12 protein-coding genes, 3 tRNA genes and 2 rRNA genes are annotated in these 16,630 nt (G+C 35.3%); 3 read left to right on the top strand and 14 right to left on the bottom strand.

The window, feature by feature from the left end; translation table 11 throughout:
- Positions 1 to 143: 143 nt before the first annotated feature.
- From A9G10_RS00890 to znuA, 9 genes are all read right to left on the bottom strand, one after another.
- A complete protein-coding gene (locus A9G10_RS00890) occupies positions 144 to 2,258 on the bottom strand; it encodes a TonB-dependent receptor (protein ID WP_065557819.1) in 2,115 nt (704 codons plus the stop codon).
- A 430-nt stretch (positions 2,259 to 2,688) separates the two neighbouring features.
- Positions 2,689 to 2,764: transfer RNA gene (locus A9G10_RS00885), tRNA-Lys, on the bottom strand.
- A 136-nt stretch (positions 2,765 to 2,900) separates the two neighbouring features.
- A complete protein-coding gene (gene ybgF / locus A9G10_RS00880) occupies positions 2,901 to 3,635 on the bottom strand; it encodes a tol-pal system protein YbgF (protein ID WP_065557818.1) in 735 nt (244 codons plus the stop codon).
- A gap of 59 nt (positions 3,636 to 3,694) precedes the next feature.
- Positions 3,695 to 4,174: a peptidoglycan-associated lipoprotein Pal gene (gene pal / locus A9G10_RS00875; protein WP_065557817.1), complete on the bottom strand. Its 480-nt coding sequence runs from the start codon at positions 4,172 to 4,174 to the stop codon at positions 3,695 to 3,697.
- Positions 4,175 to 4,346: 172 nt separating this feature from the next.
- The gene (gene tolB / locus A9G10_RS00870) at positions 4,347 to 5,657 is read right to left on the bottom strand and encodes a Tol-Pal system beta propeller repeat protein TolB (RefSeq protein WP_065557834.1); all 1,311 of its coding nucleotides are present in this window, start codon (positions 5,655 to 5,657) and stop codon (positions 4,347 to 4,349) included.
- A gap of 394 nt (positions 5,658 to 6,051) precedes the next feature.
- Positions 6,052 to 6,864 carry a bifunctional DNA-formamidopyrimidine glycosylase/DNA-(apurinic or apyrimidinic site) lyase gene (gene mutM / locus A9G10_RS00865; protein ID WP_065557816.1) on the bottom strand — a complete coding sequence of 271 codons (813 nt, stop codon included), beginning with the start codon at positions 6,862 to 6,864 and terminating at the stop codon, positions 6,052 to 6,054.
- Positions 6,865 to 6,874: 10 nt separating this feature from the next.
- Positions 6,875 to 9,214: a bifunctional glycosyl transferase/transpeptidase gene (gene mrcB / locus A9G10_RS00860; RefSeq protein WP_065557815.1), complete on the bottom strand. Its 2,340-nt coding sequence runs from the start codon at positions 9,212 to 9,214 to the stop codon at positions 6,875 to 6,877.
- Between the two features lie 114 nt (positions 9,215 to 9,328).
- Entirely contained in the window at positions 9,329 to 10,690 is a 1,362-nt protein-coding gene (gene mepM / locus A9G10_RS00855; protein WP_065557814.1) for a murein DD-endopeptidase MepM, read from the bottom strand.
- 31 nt (positions 10,691 to 10,721) lie between these two features.
- Positions 10,722 to 11,642 carry a zinc ABC transporter substrate-binding protein ZnuA gene (gene znuA / locus A9G10_RS00850; protein WP_143425916.1) on the bottom strand — a complete coding sequence of 307 codons (921 nt, stop codon included), beginning with the start codon at positions 11,640 to 11,642 and terminating at the stop codon, positions 10,722 to 10,724.
- A gap of 122 nt (positions 11,643 to 11,764) precedes the next feature.
- Here znuA and znuC point away from each other — a divergent pair, with 122 nt between their 5' ends.
- From znuC to A9G10_RS00835, 3 genes are all read left to right on the top strand, one after another.
- Positions 11,765 to 12,538, top strand: a complete 774-nt coding sequence (gene znuC / locus A9G10_RS00845; protein WP_065557813.1) for a zinc ABC transporter ATP-binding protein ZnuC — start codon at positions 11,765 to 11,767, stop codon at positions 12,536 to 12,538.
- A gap of 1 nt (position 12,539) precedes the next feature.
- Positions 12,540 to 13,337: a zinc ABC transporter permease subunit ZnuB gene (znuB, locus tag A9G10_RS00840; protein ID WP_065557812.1), complete on the top strand. Its 798-nt coding sequence runs from the start codon at positions 12,540 to 12,542 to the stop codon at positions 13,335 to 13,337.
- Positions 13,338 to 13,458: 121 nt separating this feature from the next.
- Positions 13,459 to 14,982 (top strand): YifB family Mg chelatase-like AAA ATPase, encoded by a 1,524-nt coding sequence (locus A9G10_RS00835; protein WP_065557811.1) that lies wholly within the window; start codon positions 13,459 to 13,461, stop codon positions 14,980 to 14,982.
- 5 nt (positions 14,983 to 14,987) lie between these two features.
- Here the strand turns inward: A9G10_RS00835 and A9G10_RS00830 are convergent, their stop codons facing one another.
- From A9G10_RS00830 to A9G10_RS12870, 5 genes are all read right to left on the bottom strand, one after another.
- Positions 14,988 to 15,326 (bottom strand): DUF413 domain-containing protein, encoded by a 339-nt coding sequence (locus A9G10_RS00830; RefSeq protein WP_065557810.1) that lies wholly within the window; start codon positions 15,324 to 15,326, stop codon positions 14,988 to 14,990.
- A 134-nt stretch (positions 15,327 to 15,460) separates the two neighbouring features.
- A tRNA-Trp gene (locus A9G10_RS00825) sits at positions 15,461 to 15,536 on the bottom strand.
- Between the two features lie 8 nt (positions 15,537 to 15,544).
- Positions 15,545 to 15,621 (bottom strand) — tRNA-Asp (locus A9G10_RS00820).
- 43 nt (positions 15,622 to 15,664) lie between these two features.
- Positions 15,665 to 15,780: ribosomal RNA gene (rrf, locus tag A9G10_RS00815) — 5S ribosomal RNA — on the bottom strand.
- Positions 15,781 to 15,933: 153 nt separating this feature from the next.
- Positions 15,934 to 16,630, bottom strand: a 23S ribosomal RNA gene (locus A9G10_RS12870); the annotation flags it as partial.

Genomic DNA, 16,630 nt, shown 5'->3' with positions numbered 1-16,630 from the left:
TTTTTTATAAATAATAACGTTTATGAATTGAAATATTGCTACTATCCAAACAATAAGCGGATTGAAATACTCATCAGACAAATATTATCATCAATTATTCAATAGAGCATTTTTATTTCAGTCCGCTTTTATCCCTTTATTGGTTATAATTTGTAACTTGCAGTTAACAATACGGCTCTAGGTGTGCCCGGCATACTACTTGAACGCCAATATTCTTTTCCTAATAAATTCGTTACTGCAAAAGTCATTTCAAAAGAAGAAGATTGATAACCTATTGCAGCATTCCATACAACATACCCAGGACGTTTAAATTGATTTTTATCATCATTAAACATTGATCCTTTATAATTAACCTCAACTTCAGTAAACCAATTTTCGTAAGGTAAATAACGTATATTTAAGTAACCGCTATGCTTAGATGTATTGGGCAAATATTTACCTTGATTAATTGGCATTTTTTTATCTTTATGAACTTTAGCTTGCTGATAACCAATACCACTGTTAATGTACCATTTTGGTGCTAATTGTCCGATGATGCTAAGCTCGATACCTTGACTACGGTCACTGCCTTTAACCTGCCAATTATAAGGATCGTTCACCGCATCGGGTTGATAACGAACGTTATATAGTTCAAGATTGTAAAGTGCAATTTGAGAAGATAATTTATCATCTAACCAATCACTTTTTACGCCTATTTCATATTGCCTTGAATATTGCGGTTTATTATCGTAAACCGTTTTTGAATCCGTTGAAATGGTAATCAATCCTCGTCCACCATAAGGTGCAAAATTTTTACTATAGGAAGCATAAAAACTTTGCGATTCGACAGGTTGCCAAATTAAACCGATTCTAGGGCTTAACGAGTGACCATTATATGAACGACTTTGATGTTTAATTTTATCATCTGATGCAAATTCGTAATTGTCATAGCGTAAACCCATCAACAATTTCCATTGTGATGTAAAACTAATTAAATCTTGCCAGTAAATCCCTTTTGAAGTCGCTTTATGATTCGTTTTAGTATTTAGCTTATTGTAATGTGGTTTTTTAGAATTCCAGTGAGGATGGTAAGGATCAACGACCTCAGGGTAAACACTGGTTAATGCTAATCTAGGTTGGCGTTTTTCAATATTATATTCAATGCCGACTAACATATCATGACCGATACTTGCTGTAGTAAATTTGCCTATTACATCGAATGTATTACTATAGGTTTTATTATCAGTTTCTTGCCAAGCTCGTCGAAATTGTAGTTTTCCTGCATAGTTACAAGTTTTTCCACTATTTGTTTTGCCATTTAAATGGCAATAATCACCACCATAAATATGGTCAAAATTTTGACTTGCTTGACGATATAGGTTAGTTAATTTTAGTGACCAATCATCATTAAATTCAAAACCTATCACCGAACGTAATGATTTAAAATTATCTTTCACGTAATCATCAGGATGCGCATAGGCTGTTTTAATTGAAACCCCTTTTGGTAAATTATAGTAAGCGGGTCCTCGGTCTGGTTTACGCCATAGGTGATCATGAGTATATTGTACTAACCAATTAAACCCGTCTAAATTATCATAGAGTATACTTGGCGATACCATGGTGTCTCTTTGTTTAATTCCTTTGCGAAAACTTTTTTCTGATTGATGATCAACCGTCATTCGGATCGCTAGTTTCTCATCGACAACATGATTAATATCTACCATACCGCCATATTTATCCCATGAACCACTACGTAAGCTTAAAACAGTAGGTGAATCAAAATTAGCTTGTTTACTAATCATATTTATCATTCCTCCACCGGAACCACGTCCATAGAGCACCGAAGCGGGACCTTTTAATATTTCCACACGTTCAATATTGGCAGTACTTTGCCTGACTTGCCCACTTGCACGGACACCATCTCGATAAATATCGCCAGAACTTGCTGAAAAACCACGTATTTTTATGCCTTCATCTCGCATATCATAAGTAGCATCAACACCAGGTAATTTATTGACGATTACACTTAAATCATTTTGCCCAAAAATTTTTTCTTGTTCAATGTTCACGGAATTAATGGATTGAGGAATGTCTTTAATATCAAATGGCATTTTTGTCGCGGTTGATGATTTTTTTATTCGCTGGTCATTGATATCGGTAATGTTGGCAACAACCTTCATTGTTTCGATGTTCGCGACATCGTCTATTTTATCTTGAGCGCTAACAAAGGGTGTTGTACTTATTAGCCCCAAAATAGCGAAGTGATGACTTAATTTCATTGTTTTTCCTATCTTTTATCGTTTTATTATAATATGTTTCAGTTGGTTAAAGTTAAAGCAACAATAAATATGATAATAATTATTATTTACACTTACAACTTATTTTCTGTTTTATAAAAATATTGCGACAAAGAATATTAAAATCTGACTGAAATTAAGCGTTATTTAATGGTTATTTAAATGAATTTCGGTTTGAGTATAATTAATTAGAAAGCGAGTCTCTGTATTTAGTTTAAAGATAGGCAGCAATAATAGATTGCTTTAAAATCGAGAAAATTTAATCAATAAACTTAATTCGCTAACCCGTTTGTTGTGTTAACCAATCTTCTTAGCTTAACAAAATAATGATTTGATATTATTTCTGATAAACATGCTCACTAAGATTTGTTAAATTCAATTGATTTCTAACTTGATCTTAAAAGAGAGAAAGTGGTGGGTCGTGAGCGATTCGAACGCTCGACAAACGGATTAAAAGTCCGCTGCTCTACCGACTGAGCTAACAACCCATTATGAAGAGACGCTTTGCACCTTTTTTGCTATAGGTACAAGCAATTTCGGGTTGCTATATTACTTATAATTATTAGGTAATGCAACCCTTTTCTTAAGGCTTTTTTTCAAAAGCTGGTTTTTCATACGTTTTGTCTAAAGTGAAGCGAGTTTCTTTTTGGCAAGGTTAACCGCATTTTTATCTTTAGGGTATTTATTGACTACTTGTTGAAAAACAGCTTTAGCATTCTTCTTATCTCCTTTTTCAAGTAAAATCAAGCCTACTTTATAAAGACTATCTGGTGCTTTCGCTGAGTTTGCAAAATCCTTCACCACCGTTGCATAATGAAACGTCGCATCATCCTTTTTACCTTGCTTATAATAAACCTGACCAAGCCAATAATTCACATTAGCACGATAGATTGACTTTGGGTAAGTTTCTAAAAACTTTTTAAAAGCTAAAATGAGTTCATTACTTTGATTAGCATCACTAATAAATTGCATAATAAAATTATAATCGGTTTTATCATTTCCGGTGGTTGTCCAATTTATTAAATTGGATGAAGTTGCACTAGAATCAGTTTGGGTAGTTTGTGATGCTAATTGATTAGATGAGTTGTTAGTTTGATTTGATGAGAATTCGGTACCATTAGTCATCTGTTGTAAAATCATCTTTTGACGTTCAATAGTCTGATTAAGTTGATATTTAGTATCTTCCAATTGACCACGTAAGGTATCCACATCCGATTGTAAATCACTAATCTTTTGCTGACTCTCAATCAATAACTGTCCTTGTGCTTGTATCATTCTTTCTAATTCAGCATTACTTGCTGCATAACCGTAACCGGTAAACAAAAGTAATATGAGTGATGTGATTATTTTTTTATGCATAAATGAAAACTCAATATGAAAAAATTAACGGCTGAATATTCAGCCGTTATGAAATATTATTAATAGACAACAACTGCTCGACGATTTTTAGCATACGCAGCTTCGTCATGACCTAATACGGCAGGTTGCATTTTACCAAATGATCTTATAAGCATTTGGCTAGAAGAGACACCATTCGCTTGTAGATAAGAAGCAACTGCTACAGCACGACGTTCACCAAGTGCGATATTATATTCTGGTGTTCCTCGTTCATCAGCATGCCCTTGAATCACAACTTTCATTGAAGTATGAGCACGTAAGAAACCTGCATGAACATCTAACATGCGATTATATTCAGGTTTAACATTATATTTATCAAAATCGAAATAGACTGTATTCATTTCTTGTTGTTGTAATCTTTCAAGCAAAGCACGGTCTTCTCTTGTTAAAGTATCGCTAAAATTACCATTCGCGTCTGTACCATTTTTAGAAGAACATGCTGTCAAAGCAATTAATGGTAAAGCTATAGCTGCTACCTTAAGATATTTAGAGAATTGCATTGTAATAACTCCTTTGTGTTTTTAAATAAATTAATATTTATATTTAGCCGATCCAACTGATTTCAAATATGATTTGTTACCAGTTGGGAAATAAAGTTGATATATTATATTACTTAAATCTTCAGTATAAATTGAATATTTATCAAATTAATTTATCAATTTCGACAGTAATTTATAAATAAGGTGACCAAGATGGAAATTTCACTTGTCCATCTGACACGGGTAATTCAGCTTTAAAAAAGCCATCAGTCGAAACAAGATTTAAAATCGATCCTAATCCTTTCGTCGAACTATAAATAATCATGGTACCATTTGGCGCAATACTTGGAGTCTCATCCAAAAATGTATCTGTCAATCTTTGGTAGGTTTTGGTTGCCATATCATATTTCGTGATGTGTTGTTCACCATTGTTGGTTGAAATCATTGCAATAAACGATCCATCTGGAGAAACGCGCGCATTCTGATTTTGAGTATTATCCCATGTTAATCTTTGAGGTGTACCACCATTTATATTGATACTGTAAAGTTGTGGGCGTCCTGCTTGATCTGACGTATAAACAATGGTTTGACTATCTGGCATCCAAGAAGGTTCAGTATTATTACTTCGACCAGTTGTAATTTGAGTAAGTTGTTTAGAACTTAAATCTTTAATATAAATATTTAAATTACCATCTTTAGAAAGTGCGAATGCCAACTTTGTACCATCTGGCGAAAATGCAGGAGCTCCATTATGCCGAGGGAAAGAAGCAACGGTTTCAATGGCGCCATTTTCTAAATTTTTCATGACCAATGCAGAATTTCCACTTTCGAAAGTAACAAACGCTAATTTTTTACCATCTGGAGACCAAGTTGGTGACATAAGTGGGGCTTTAGAACGATGAACGGTTACTTGATCATAACCATCATAGTCAGACACTCTTAATTCATGCGTGTACGGTCCTCTATTTGTCTCTACAACATAAGCGATGCGTGTTCTAAAGGCCCCTTTAATTCCAGTAAGTGATTCAAATATCTCATCACTTGCCGAATGTGCAGCCAAACGCACCCAACGTTGACTTATTGTAAATTGGTTTTCAGCCAAAATAGCACCTGGCTTATCAACGGTGTCTACTAATTGGTAAGTAATGTGGTATTTCCCTGAAGCATCAGGTTGAATTGAACCGACAACAACAGCTGAAACGCCAAGATTTTTCCATACAGCAGAATTAACTTCAGATGCTGTTGTCGGTTTTTGTGGCATACTTGCGATATCGATTGGATTAAACTTACCGCTATTGCGTAAATCTGATGCAATAATATTTTCAATGATTTGAGGTGGTTCTCCCGATCCTGTCCATTTAAATGGTGAAACAGCAATAGGCTTTGCGGTACTCACACCTTCAGTAATATTTATTTGAATCCCTGTATTATCTGCCCAACTATTACTGATTAAAGCAAATAAAAATATAGAACAAATTATCAAAAAGCGAGAGGCGTATTTGATCATCTTAAATTCCTTAAATTAAACATAAATCACTACGTTAGATTCACTATATATTAGTAGTTGGAGAAAAGTAATAAAAACTAAAACATACGATCATTATCACTTAAAAATGGCAATATTTATATTTCAACAATTTCTAAATACTTTTTCATTAAGAAAGATAGCTGATATTAAATAACAAGTCTATAGTATATGGAATAAAAAGGTTAATATAATTTTAACGCTTTTTTTGTTAAAAAGATTGGTTATGCAAATTTAATTCTTGAGTTATCAAAAAAAGAAAAACAATTGTTTTAAAATTAAAAATTTTCAAACTGTCTGAAAAGATGTTTTAGCCTACCGTGTTGATTAACACATTTATCGTTTTGACAAAGTAAGTATCCACTTGATTTTACTATTTTTGACAATTATCACAAAAAAAAGTATTCCGCTGACCTATTTTTTGCGATTTTATTACGGTCTGACAATTATAACATTCTTGACCTTCTCGCCCATATACTTGTAATTTTTGTGCAAAATAACCGGGCTTTCCATTAGATTGAAGAAAGTCTTTTAGTGTCGTTCCACCTTGTTTGATCGATTTAGTCAGAACTTGCTTGATAGCTAAAACTAATCTTTCAAACTCGGCTAATTGTAATGAATTCACTTTTCGATTGGGATTGATTTTTGCCATATGCAACGATTCTGATGCATAGATATTTCCTACACCAACCACAATATGATTATCCATAATCCAACTTTTAATAGGTATTTGACGATTTTTCGCTTTCGCCAATAGATATTCTGCTGAAAATGCGTCACTCAAAGGCTCAGGCCCCAAATGTTTTAATTGAGAGACCTCTTCAAGCGAATTTGCCCATAGCCATGAACCAAAACGCCTTGGATCAGTATAACGTAATACAACACCATTTTCTAAAACCAAATCGATATGATCATGCTTTGCTACTTCCTGCTGCTGATCGCATAAAATTCGCAAACTTCCTGACATTCCCAAGTGAATGATAATCCAATTATGCGTTAGTTGTATTAGCAAATATTTTGCTCGTCGCTTAACATCTAATATGACTTCTCCATGAGAACAATGAATGAGTTCATCAACTGGCCAACGTAATTTAGGTTGCCTAACCACTATTTGCTTTATAGTTTGCCCTTTTAAATAAGGCAAAATACCTAGGCGACTTGTCTCCACTTCGGGTAATTCAGGCATTTTATTTCACCTAATTATTTAACATTTCAGTGACCCAATTTGGTACTTGCTGACTTGGAGTCGGTTGATTATTGTTATTACATAAACTTTGTGTATTGGTTGTCCAAACAGGTAACTTTCGACCACTATGATCATCACATTGCCACTGCCCATTATCATCTATTGATAGCATATGAATATTTTGAGGTATCGGTAGCGATAATTTTTTAGGTGGATTATTTTGTAAGTATTCACTATATATTTTTAACGCACCTGTCGCACCTGTTAATTTCATTGGCGAATGGTCATCCAAACCAATCCAAACAACAGCGACATTTTTTCCATCAATTCCTGTAAACCAACTATCACGAGAATCATTGCTAGTTCCAGTTTTAGCAGCTAAGTTAAATGATCCATATTTTCGTTTTAAAGACCGTGATGTCCCCGATTCAACAACTTGTTGCATAGCGTAGGTTGTTAAATAGGCTGATTGCTGTGAAACAGCTTGAATCTGTTGAGGATAGTTTTGATATACCAATTCTCCCTTATCCGTTAGTACATATCTTAAAATAGATAACGGCGAACGTTGTCCATTGTTTGCAATCGTTTGGAACATTTGTGCTGTTTCTAAAGGCGTTAACTCTAAAGCACCTAATAACCGCGAAGGTAGATTCGTAATACGATCACTTGGCACACCCAATGCTTGCAAGGTATTTTTAGTCGCATCAAGACCAAGAGCCATCCCTAAGTTGACGGTTGGTACATTTAACGAAAGTGCTAAAGCATCCACTAACATGACACGATCACGAAACTTACGATCATAATTTTTCGGTTGCCAGTACGAACCATTATCAAGCTTTATTGAAAGCGGTGAATCATCCAACCACGTATTAAGTTGAAAACGATCAGGTTGACCTAAAGCCGTTAAATAAGTTGAAGGCTTAGCAAGTGAACCAATTGCTCTTCGGGTCAACCATGCACGGTTGTAACCAGGATAACGAGGCTCTGCACTACCAATAATTGCACGAATTTCGCCTGTTTCTCGACTAACAATCACCATGGCTGTTTGTAAATCTTTATTAGTCGATTTACGTAAGTTCTCAATTTCATTCGTAACCGCTTGTTCTGCCGCTGCTTGGGCAACAGGATCAAATGTCGTGAAAATCTTCATCCCTGAAAGGTGATCTGCTTTATCCCCTAATTGTTTTCTCAATTCACTACGTACAACTTGCATAAAAGCAGGTTGTGGCGAAATAACTCCACCTTTTGGTAAAACAGATAGTGGACGCTGACTTAACAGATTATATAACTCATCATCAATAATACCTTGTTGCTCAGTAAGCCTTAGAACAACATTTCGGCGTTCTAAGACTTGTTTAGGTTGCGTCCAAGGATTATATAACGAAGCGCCTTTTACCATTCCAACAAGAACTGCTTGCTGATCGAGCGTCAATTCATTAACAGGGCGACCAAAATAGTAAAGGCTAGCAAGAGGAAAACCGTGGATCTCCTCACTTCCAGCTTGTCCAAAGTAAACTTCGTTTAAATACAATTCTAAGATACGTTCTTTACTATAACGAGCATCAAGAATCATTGCCATATAGGCTTCACGTATTTTACGGCTTAAACTACGTTCATTGGTTAAAAATAAGTTTTTAACCGTTTGTTGAGTCAACGTGCTTCCACCTTCAGTTCGACCAGTGGTAAGATTGACATAAATTGCTCGCCCAATTGAATATAAACTCACGCCATGATGATCATAAAAACGTTTATCCTCAGTAGCAACTAAAGTTTTAATGAGTGAATCAGGAAATGCTTTGAGAGGGACAAATAAACGTTGTTCTCCATTAGGTGAGTGCATCATTGTAATTAATTTTGGATCGATTTTAAGTAATCCAAAATCACGTCCTGTATCTAAATTAGTAATGCGATCGATTCGGTTATTATAGAACGTAATTTTAACTCGAAAAGCTTGTTCTTCACCATCAGGAAAAGTAAAAGGGCGACGGTATATCTCAACAGCATCATTACTGACAATAAATTCACCGGGTCTAGTAGCTTGTGTATCTTGTTGTCGGTATTGTGCACCTATTAACAACGTTACAACATCGCTTAAACTGTATTCACTTTCTGGCTCAAGATCGATAATTTGACCATAAACAGCAGCAGGTAATTCCCAAACATTACCATCTATGCGTTCTTTTATTTGTTGATCAAGATAAATACCATACATGACGGTCACAGCCACAAAAACTAGAAACAGTTTAAATAGCAATGACAAAAATCGGCGCCAAAGTGAGCGTTTTTTATTTTTATTCTTTTTTACTTTTTGAGTAGGTTTCTTTTTTGTAGATTTAGTCGAAGTATTCAAAGCTCACCTAAAATTCGTCATAAAATATATTTCGCTATCATAACACAATTTTTTAAAGATATATCTGCCTCGTTTATTTAGCACATATTTAGCTTAAATGGTGTATCTACAAAATTAATTATTAAATTCTAGTCGTGGTTTAATACTTTTCACTTTCGCAACAAAAGCGTTTTTAGATTTACCAGTCAATCCTTCATCTATAGGTAAATTAGCTGTTAATGGATTCACAGGTTTATTATTGATGTGTAATTCGAAATGTAAATGTGGTCCTGTTGAACGCCCTGTATTGCCTGACAATCCTATTTGCTCTCCTTGTTTAACCTGTTGTCCTGGTTTAACTAGAATCTTATCTAAATGCATATAAGTCGTCATATACTGACGCCCATGCCTTATGGCGATATAGTTACCTGCTGAACCACTATATTTAGCGATCACAACTTCACCATTTCCCACTGATAAGACAGGTGTTCCACGCGATACCGCAAAATCAACCCCATTATGAGGCGCTATTTTTCCTGTCACGGGGTGTAAACGACGAGGATTAAATTGTGAAGAAACACGCGCTTTTTTTGCTAATGGATAACGGAAAAAACTTTGGGATAAGCTATCTCCATTAATGTCATAATATTTACCGTCATCAGCAAGAACAGCATAATAATCTTTTGAGCCATTTTTGAAGCGAACCGCTAACAATTGGCTATTTGATAAACGGTCGCCATGCATCTCACGAGACAAAATAACCGAAAATTTGTCGCCAATTTGTAAACGTTTAAAATCTAATCGCCATTGTAAAGCACGAGTAATAATACCAATTTCAGTACTGGTTAAGCCACTTTTACGGGCATCAGCAATAAAATTAGATTTTATTTCACCTTTAATAACGACTTCTTGTAAAATTCCTTCGACCGTTTCTGAATTCTCAACAAACTTATTACCCGATTTTTCATACATTCGGATATTGTTGCTTGAGATAGTCCAGTTCAAATTTTGTAAATTATGGTCATCGTCTGTCGTCCACATCAATTGTTGACCAATTCTTAAATTGGCAAGTTGTTTAAATTGGGACGTTAATTCATAAACATCATTTCGATTTACGTTATAGCGTAATAAAATGTCATGTAAGGTATCGCCCCGAACAATGGTATATTGTACTGTATTGTCTTTTTCATCAATGATTTTATCTAAGTCATCTTTGACAATTTCATCTTCCGGTTCATCAGAGGATTCTATCACTGTTGAATTTGAATTACCGTCGACTAACTCAACTTGACCTTCCCCAATATTTACGGGCACAGAAGTATTATTCACGGTTGTTTCAACTTGAGGATTCAACGGAATATAAACCGTGCGATCCAAATTCAATGGTCGCCATAATACCGTAAAAAAGATAACAACAAGAAGAACGCCTAATATTGAAAAATAGGGAAATTTCACTTTACTTTTTTCAATATGACGATTTTCAATCTTTCGAGCCAAAATAAACCTTAACTATTTATTATCTAAACGATTATTTATCTAAACAATCCAACAATTGCTGAGTTAATTTCATTAAAAATTGAAAATACGCATCTTTTGAAGGCATTATATCTGTCCCCAAAGGATTCAATTCTCCAATTCTGACATTTGTTCCATTAACCAATTTTTCAATAACTGCTGGGCTAAACTGAGGCTCTATAAAAACACATACTGCTTGGTGTTCTTTTAACTTTTGTTGAATAGCATAAACTTTTTGAGCGCCCGGTTGAACTGCTGGATTTATAGTAAAACTACCTAGATTTTTTAATTTAAACTGTGATTCAAAATACCCATAGGCATCATGAAATACAAAATACCCTCTATTTTGGACGTTTATTAATTTTTTTGCAATGTTTAGTTCTGTTTCAGATAATTTTATAGTGAATTCGTTTAGATTTTCATCAATTTTTATTTTTTTATCTGGATAAAGGATGATAAGTTTATCATGAATAGATTGCGCAATAATTTTCGCTATTTCAGGAGAAAGCCAAATATGTTCATCATATTCACCATGATGATCATGGTCTGATTGATGATGATGTATTTCTTCATGAGAAAAATCATCGTGGTTGGTTCTAAGCAAAGACTTAATTTCAGGAATATCCATTAATTCAATTTGCTTTTGTTTATCGATATTTTTCAACAAGGTTGGCATAAAGGTTTCCATATCTTCACCAACCCAAATAACTAACTCAGCTGACTTAATATTCTTTAGATCAGAAGGTTTTAAGGAATAAGTATGAGGAGAAGCACCATCAGGTAAAAGAATTTCAGCATCAGTTATGCCTGATGCAATGGCTTGAGTAATAAAACCTATCGGTTTAACCGACGATATAACCGTAGCATTAGCATAATTACTTGCGTTTTGTATTATTAATATTGGTGTTAAGATTATTAATTTCTTTATAAACAGTTTAAAACGCTTCACGATATAATTTTTCACGTTATTATCCAATGCTAAAATTTATGATAGAATAAAATTTAATATTGTTATAATATAACATAACATTTAGGTGAGCAAGGGCTACCCGTTATATGACTCAATTAATTTCACTGGAAAATGTCTCCGTTGAAATCAATCATCAAAAAATATTAGATAATATTTCATTAGCCATTAAGCTAAATCAGATTATTACATTACTTGGGCCTAATGGTGCAGGTAAATCAACGCTGGTTAAAGTCATATTAGGATTACTGCCCCACTCTTCTGGACATATTAGTCGTTTACCGAATCTAACAATTGGTTATGTTCCGCAATCGATAAATTTAAATCCGACTCTTCCTATTACCGTTAAGCGTTTCATGCGTTTAAATAAACAGTTAAAAAATGACGATATTTTAAGAACGCTTTCTCTTGTTAAAGCAGAATACTTGGTCGATAAATCAATGCATCAATTGTCAGGTGGAGAATTACAGCGTGTTTTGCTTGCGCAAGCTTTAGCAAAACAGCCTCAGTTACTTATTCTTGATGAACCGACACAAGGCGTAGACGTTAATGGACAAATTCTTTTATATGATTTAATTGCTAATGCTAAAAAACAATTTAATTGCGGGGTATTAATGGTCTCGCATGACCTCCATTTAGTCATGGCTAAAACGGATGAAGTCATCTGTCTGAATCATCATATTTGTTGTTCGGGTACACCTGCTACTGTTTCAAATGACCCTGAATTTGTCTCACTATTTGGTCAACACGGCGCATCACAAATTGCTGTGTATAAACATCATCACAATCACCATCATGACTTATGTAGAAAATCGGCTAGTCATCAACATGATAAATTATTACCTTTAGAAAAGGATCATTAAAATGGTTGAATTGTTATTACCTTCTTTATTAGCTGGATTAAGCTTAACAACCATCACCGGTCCATTAGGAACATTTGTTGTTTGGCGTAGAATGTCTTATTTTGGTGATACTTTATCTCATGCAGCACTACTCGGTATTGCTTTTGGCTTTTTATTAAATATTAATCTATTTTATGCAGTCATTTTTGTGACACTGATTTTAGCATTAGGATTACTTTGGTTAGAATCCCAAAAACAACTTCCTATTGATACATTACTGGGGATTCTTGCTCATAGTGCATTATCTTTAGGTTTAGTCGTAATTAGTCTAATGGGAAACATACGGATTGATTTAATGGGTTACTTATTTGGTGATCTGTTATCAATAACTTACACTGATATCGCTCAAATCGTCATTGGTGTCATATTTATCGGTTTATTATTGATTTGGCGCTGGAATGATTTTCTTTTTATTACCGTTAATGAAGAATTAGCTTTCATTCAAGGTATTAATATTCGATTAACAAAATTAATTCTAACACTTCTATTAGCCTTTACTATTGGTATTGCAATGAAATTCGTGGGAGCACTGATTATTACCTCTTTACTTATTATCCCCGCAGCAACAGCTAGATACTTTTCCAAAACACCTGAAGTAATGGCTATACTTTCAATCATTATTGGAATGATATCGGTATTAAGTGGTTTATTATTTTCATTTCTCTATGACACGCCGACAAGTCCATCGGTAGTTTTAAGTAATGCAGGCTTATTTTTTGTGTGTTTGTTTGTATCGAAGTTTTTTAATGCTAAAAATTAACTATCCAAGAAAAATGGCAATGTTAATTGGACACCACATCACAATAATTCAATATTAAGCCTATTTTCTCATTTTAACAAAGTAACATAATAGATCATTTTAACCATTAATGATTATTTTTATGTCACTTGCAATTATCTATACTCGAGCATCAATTGGTATACAAGCACCATTGATAAATGTTGAAGTCCATATTAGCAATGGGCTACCAGGCTTTGTATTAGTTGGTTTGCCTGAAGCAACAGTTAAAGAATCCAAAGATCGGGTGCGTAGCGCTATTATTAACAGTGGTTTTACGTTTCCTGCCAAGAAAATAACTGTGAATCTATCACCAGCTGATCTTCCTAAAGAAGGAAGTCGTTTCGATCTGCCGATTGCCATCGCAATTTTAGCGGCAACAGAGCAAATTCCTACTCAAGATTTATCACAATATGAATTTTTAGGTGAACTGGCGCTATCGGGGAATATTCGCGCCGTGAAAGGCGCTATCCCTGCTGCGATTTCATCACAAAAAAGTCATCGCACATTAATTATTTCAACAGAAAATCAATCTGAAATTTCTTTAATTCATCATAGCAATGCATTAATCACCAATAATTTATTAGAATTGTGTCAACATCTCAATCATGAAGTAAGTTTAACTAAAGTAAATTACCGTCAACACGATGATGTAGAAAGCGAAACAGTTAATTTACAAGATGTCATAGGTCAAGAACATGCTAAAAGAGCTTTAGAAATTGCAGCCGCTGGTGGACATAATTTATTGCTTATTGGACCACCAGGAACAGGCAAAACTATGCTAGCCACTCGGTTAACTTCTTTATTGCCGCCATTAACCGATGATGAAGCTCTTGAAAGTGCAGCTATCACTAGTTTAGTTAGTCTAAATGGTTCAATTAAAAATTGGCGTAAACGGCCTTTTAGATCGCCACATCATAGCGCGTCAACTGCAGCACTAGTTGGTGGAGGAACAATTCCAAAACCGGGTGAAATTTCACTGGCACATAATGGCGTATTATTTTTAGATGAATTACCTGAATTTAATCGTAAAGTTTTAGATGCGTTAAGAGAACCCATTGAGTCTGGTGAAATTATTATTTCAAGAGCAAATGCTAAAATACGCTTTCCAGCTAAATTCCAACTTATTGCTGCTATGAATCCAAGTCCCACCGGTCATTATCAAGGAACTCACAATAGAACGACGCCTCAACAAGTCATTCGTTATTTAAACCGACTTTCTGGTCCATTTCTTGATAGATTTGATATCTCTATAGAAGTACCACTTTTACCAAAAGGGTCACTAAGTCAGAAAAAAGCATCTGCTGAATCAACAGCATCTATTAAGCAAAGAGTTTTACAGGCAAGAAATACACAATTTAATCGAAATAAAAAATTAAATAGTCAATTAGAAGCGAGTGAAATTGAACACTATTGCCACTTATCTGACGATAATAATGAATATTTAGAACAAGCCTTAATCAAGTTAGGACTTTCAGCTAGAGCTTGGCATCGAATATTGAAAGTATCAAGAACAATTGCTGATTTGGAAGGTTCAAAGAACATAGAACGAAAACATATTTCAGAAGCTTTAAGTTATCGTTCTATGGATAGACTGTTAATTCAATTACACAAAAATATTGGTTAACAGAATTAGTCATCATTATCGACAAAATCATCGTTTACATCAATTTGCGGTTTTCCACCCGATAGTGTATGAAAACGTTTTGGTTTATTAATACGGGAAAGGTATTTAAGCCAAACTTTTTCAAAATCGGTTGCAGGCTCTTTTTTACCTTTACAAACTGCGACAAATGATTTTTCTTCTGCTGTAGTGGGTTTTTTTGTTTCTGCATCAAGATCTTTAAATGCACAACCATGTTTTTCTAAAATTTGTGCTTCTTTAATAGTAAAATCGCCATGACGAGAAAATCCTCGTGGATAATTTTTATTATCAAAAAAACGTTGTTGACTTACAAAACTTTCAGCCATTTTTTTTCCTCTGGATTGTAAAAGTAGTTGGGCGGAAATTATAATTAACTAAGTAAATCTGTAAATAAATTTTTTTTATTTATATAGATAAAAATAATCAAACGACTAAAATTAAGACAAATTCATGATTTTTGTGGCAGGGGCGGAGAGTCTCGAACTCCCAACACCCGGTTTTGGAGACCGGTGCTCTACCAATTGAACTACGCCCCTAAATAAGGTGGCGGAACGGACGGGGCTCGAACCCGCGACCCCCTGCGTGACAGGCAGGTATTCTAACCAACTGAACTACCGCTCCACCGTATTTGGTATGATTACATAGTATAACTTAAAATTTAAAAGTCTGGCGGCACCCTACTCTCACATGGGTAATACCCACACTACCATCGGCACTACGGCGTTTCACTTCTGAGTTCGGCATGGGGTCAGGTGGGACCACCGCGCTATTACCGCCAGACATATCCTGTCTTCTCTTCTCTCAATTGATGTCATTATCTCATCTTTACATCAATCGCTCAATCCGGAACAAACTGTTTCTACATTCTTTAAACATCTTTCGATGATTTTCTCTTCTCTCAACTTCGCGCAATCCAAAACAACTCCGAGTTGTAAGGTTAAGACTCTCGGTTCATTAGTATCAGTTAGCTCAATGTATCACTACACTTACACACCTGACCTATCTACGTCTTAGTCTCAAACGGACCTTACTGATTCTCATCAGGGAAAACTCATCTCGAGGCTAGTTTCGTACTTAGATGCTTTCAGCACTTATCTATTCCGCACGTAGCTACCGGGCAATGCAATTGGCATCACAACCCGTACACCAGCGGTGCGTTCACTTCGGTCCTCTCGTACTAGAAGCAAACCCTCTCAATTTTCCTACGCCCATGGCAGATAGGGACCGAACTGTCTCACGACGTTCTAAACCCAGCTCGCGTACCACTTTAAACGGCGAACAGCCGTACCCTTGGGACCTACTTCAGCCCCAGGATGTGATGAGCCGACATCGAGGTGCCAAACACCGCCGTCGATATGAACTCTTGGGCGGTATCAGCCTGTTATCCCCGGAGTACCTTTTATCCGTTGAGCGATGGCCCTTCCATTCAGAACCACCGGATCACTATGACCTACTTTCGTACCTGCTCGAGCCGTCACTCTCGCAGTCAAGCTAGCTTTTGCCATTGCACTAACCTCCTGATGTCCGACCAGGATTAGCTAACCTTCGTGCTCCTCCGTTACTCTTTGGGAGGAGACCGCCCCAGTCAAACTACCCACCAGACAGTGTCCCTTACCTCGATTCAGAAGTA

The sequence above is a fragment of the Gilliamella sp. wkB308 genome (assembly GCF_001690185.1).
Taxonomy (GTDB): domain Bacteria; phylum Pseudomonadota; class Gammaproteobacteria; order Enterobacterales; family Orbaceae; genus Gilliamella; species Gilliamella apicola_I.
This window is presented reverse-complemented; position numbering and strand designations above follow the sequence as displayed.

Excerpts from the sequence above, each read along its gene's own strand:
- A9G10_RS00890 (WP_065557819.1), bottom strand. The coding sequence starts at position 2,258 with ATGAAATTAAGTCATCACTTCGCTATTTTGGGGCTAATAAGTACAACA.
- ybgF (WP_065557818.1), bottom strand. The coding sequence starts at position 3,635 with ATGCATAAAAAAATAATCACATCACTCATATTACTTTTGTTTACCGGT.
- pal (WP_065557817.1), bottom strand. The coding sequence starts at position 4,174 with ATGCAATTCTCTAAATATCTTAAGGTAGCAGCTATAGCTTTACCATTA.
- mutM (WP_065557816.1), bottom strand. The coding sequence starts at position 6,864 with ATGCCTGAATTACCCGAAGTGGAGACAAGTCGCCTAGGTATTTTGCCT.
- znuC (WP_065557813.1), top strand. The coding sequence starts at position 11,765 with ATGACTCAATTAATTTCACTGGAAAATGTCTCCGTTGAAATCAATCAT.
- znuB (WP_065557812.1), top strand. The coding sequence starts at position 12,540 with ATGGTTGAATTGTTATTACCTTCTTTATTAGCTGGATTAAGCTTAACA.
- A9G10_RS00835 (WP_065557811.1), top strand. The coding sequence starts at position 13,459 with ATGTCACTTGCAATTATCTATACTCGAGCATCAATTGGTATACAAGCA.
- A9G10_RS00830 (WP_065557810.1), bottom strand. The coding sequence starts at position 15,326 with ATGGCTGAAAGTTTTGTAAGTCAACAACGTTTTTTTGATAATAAAAAT.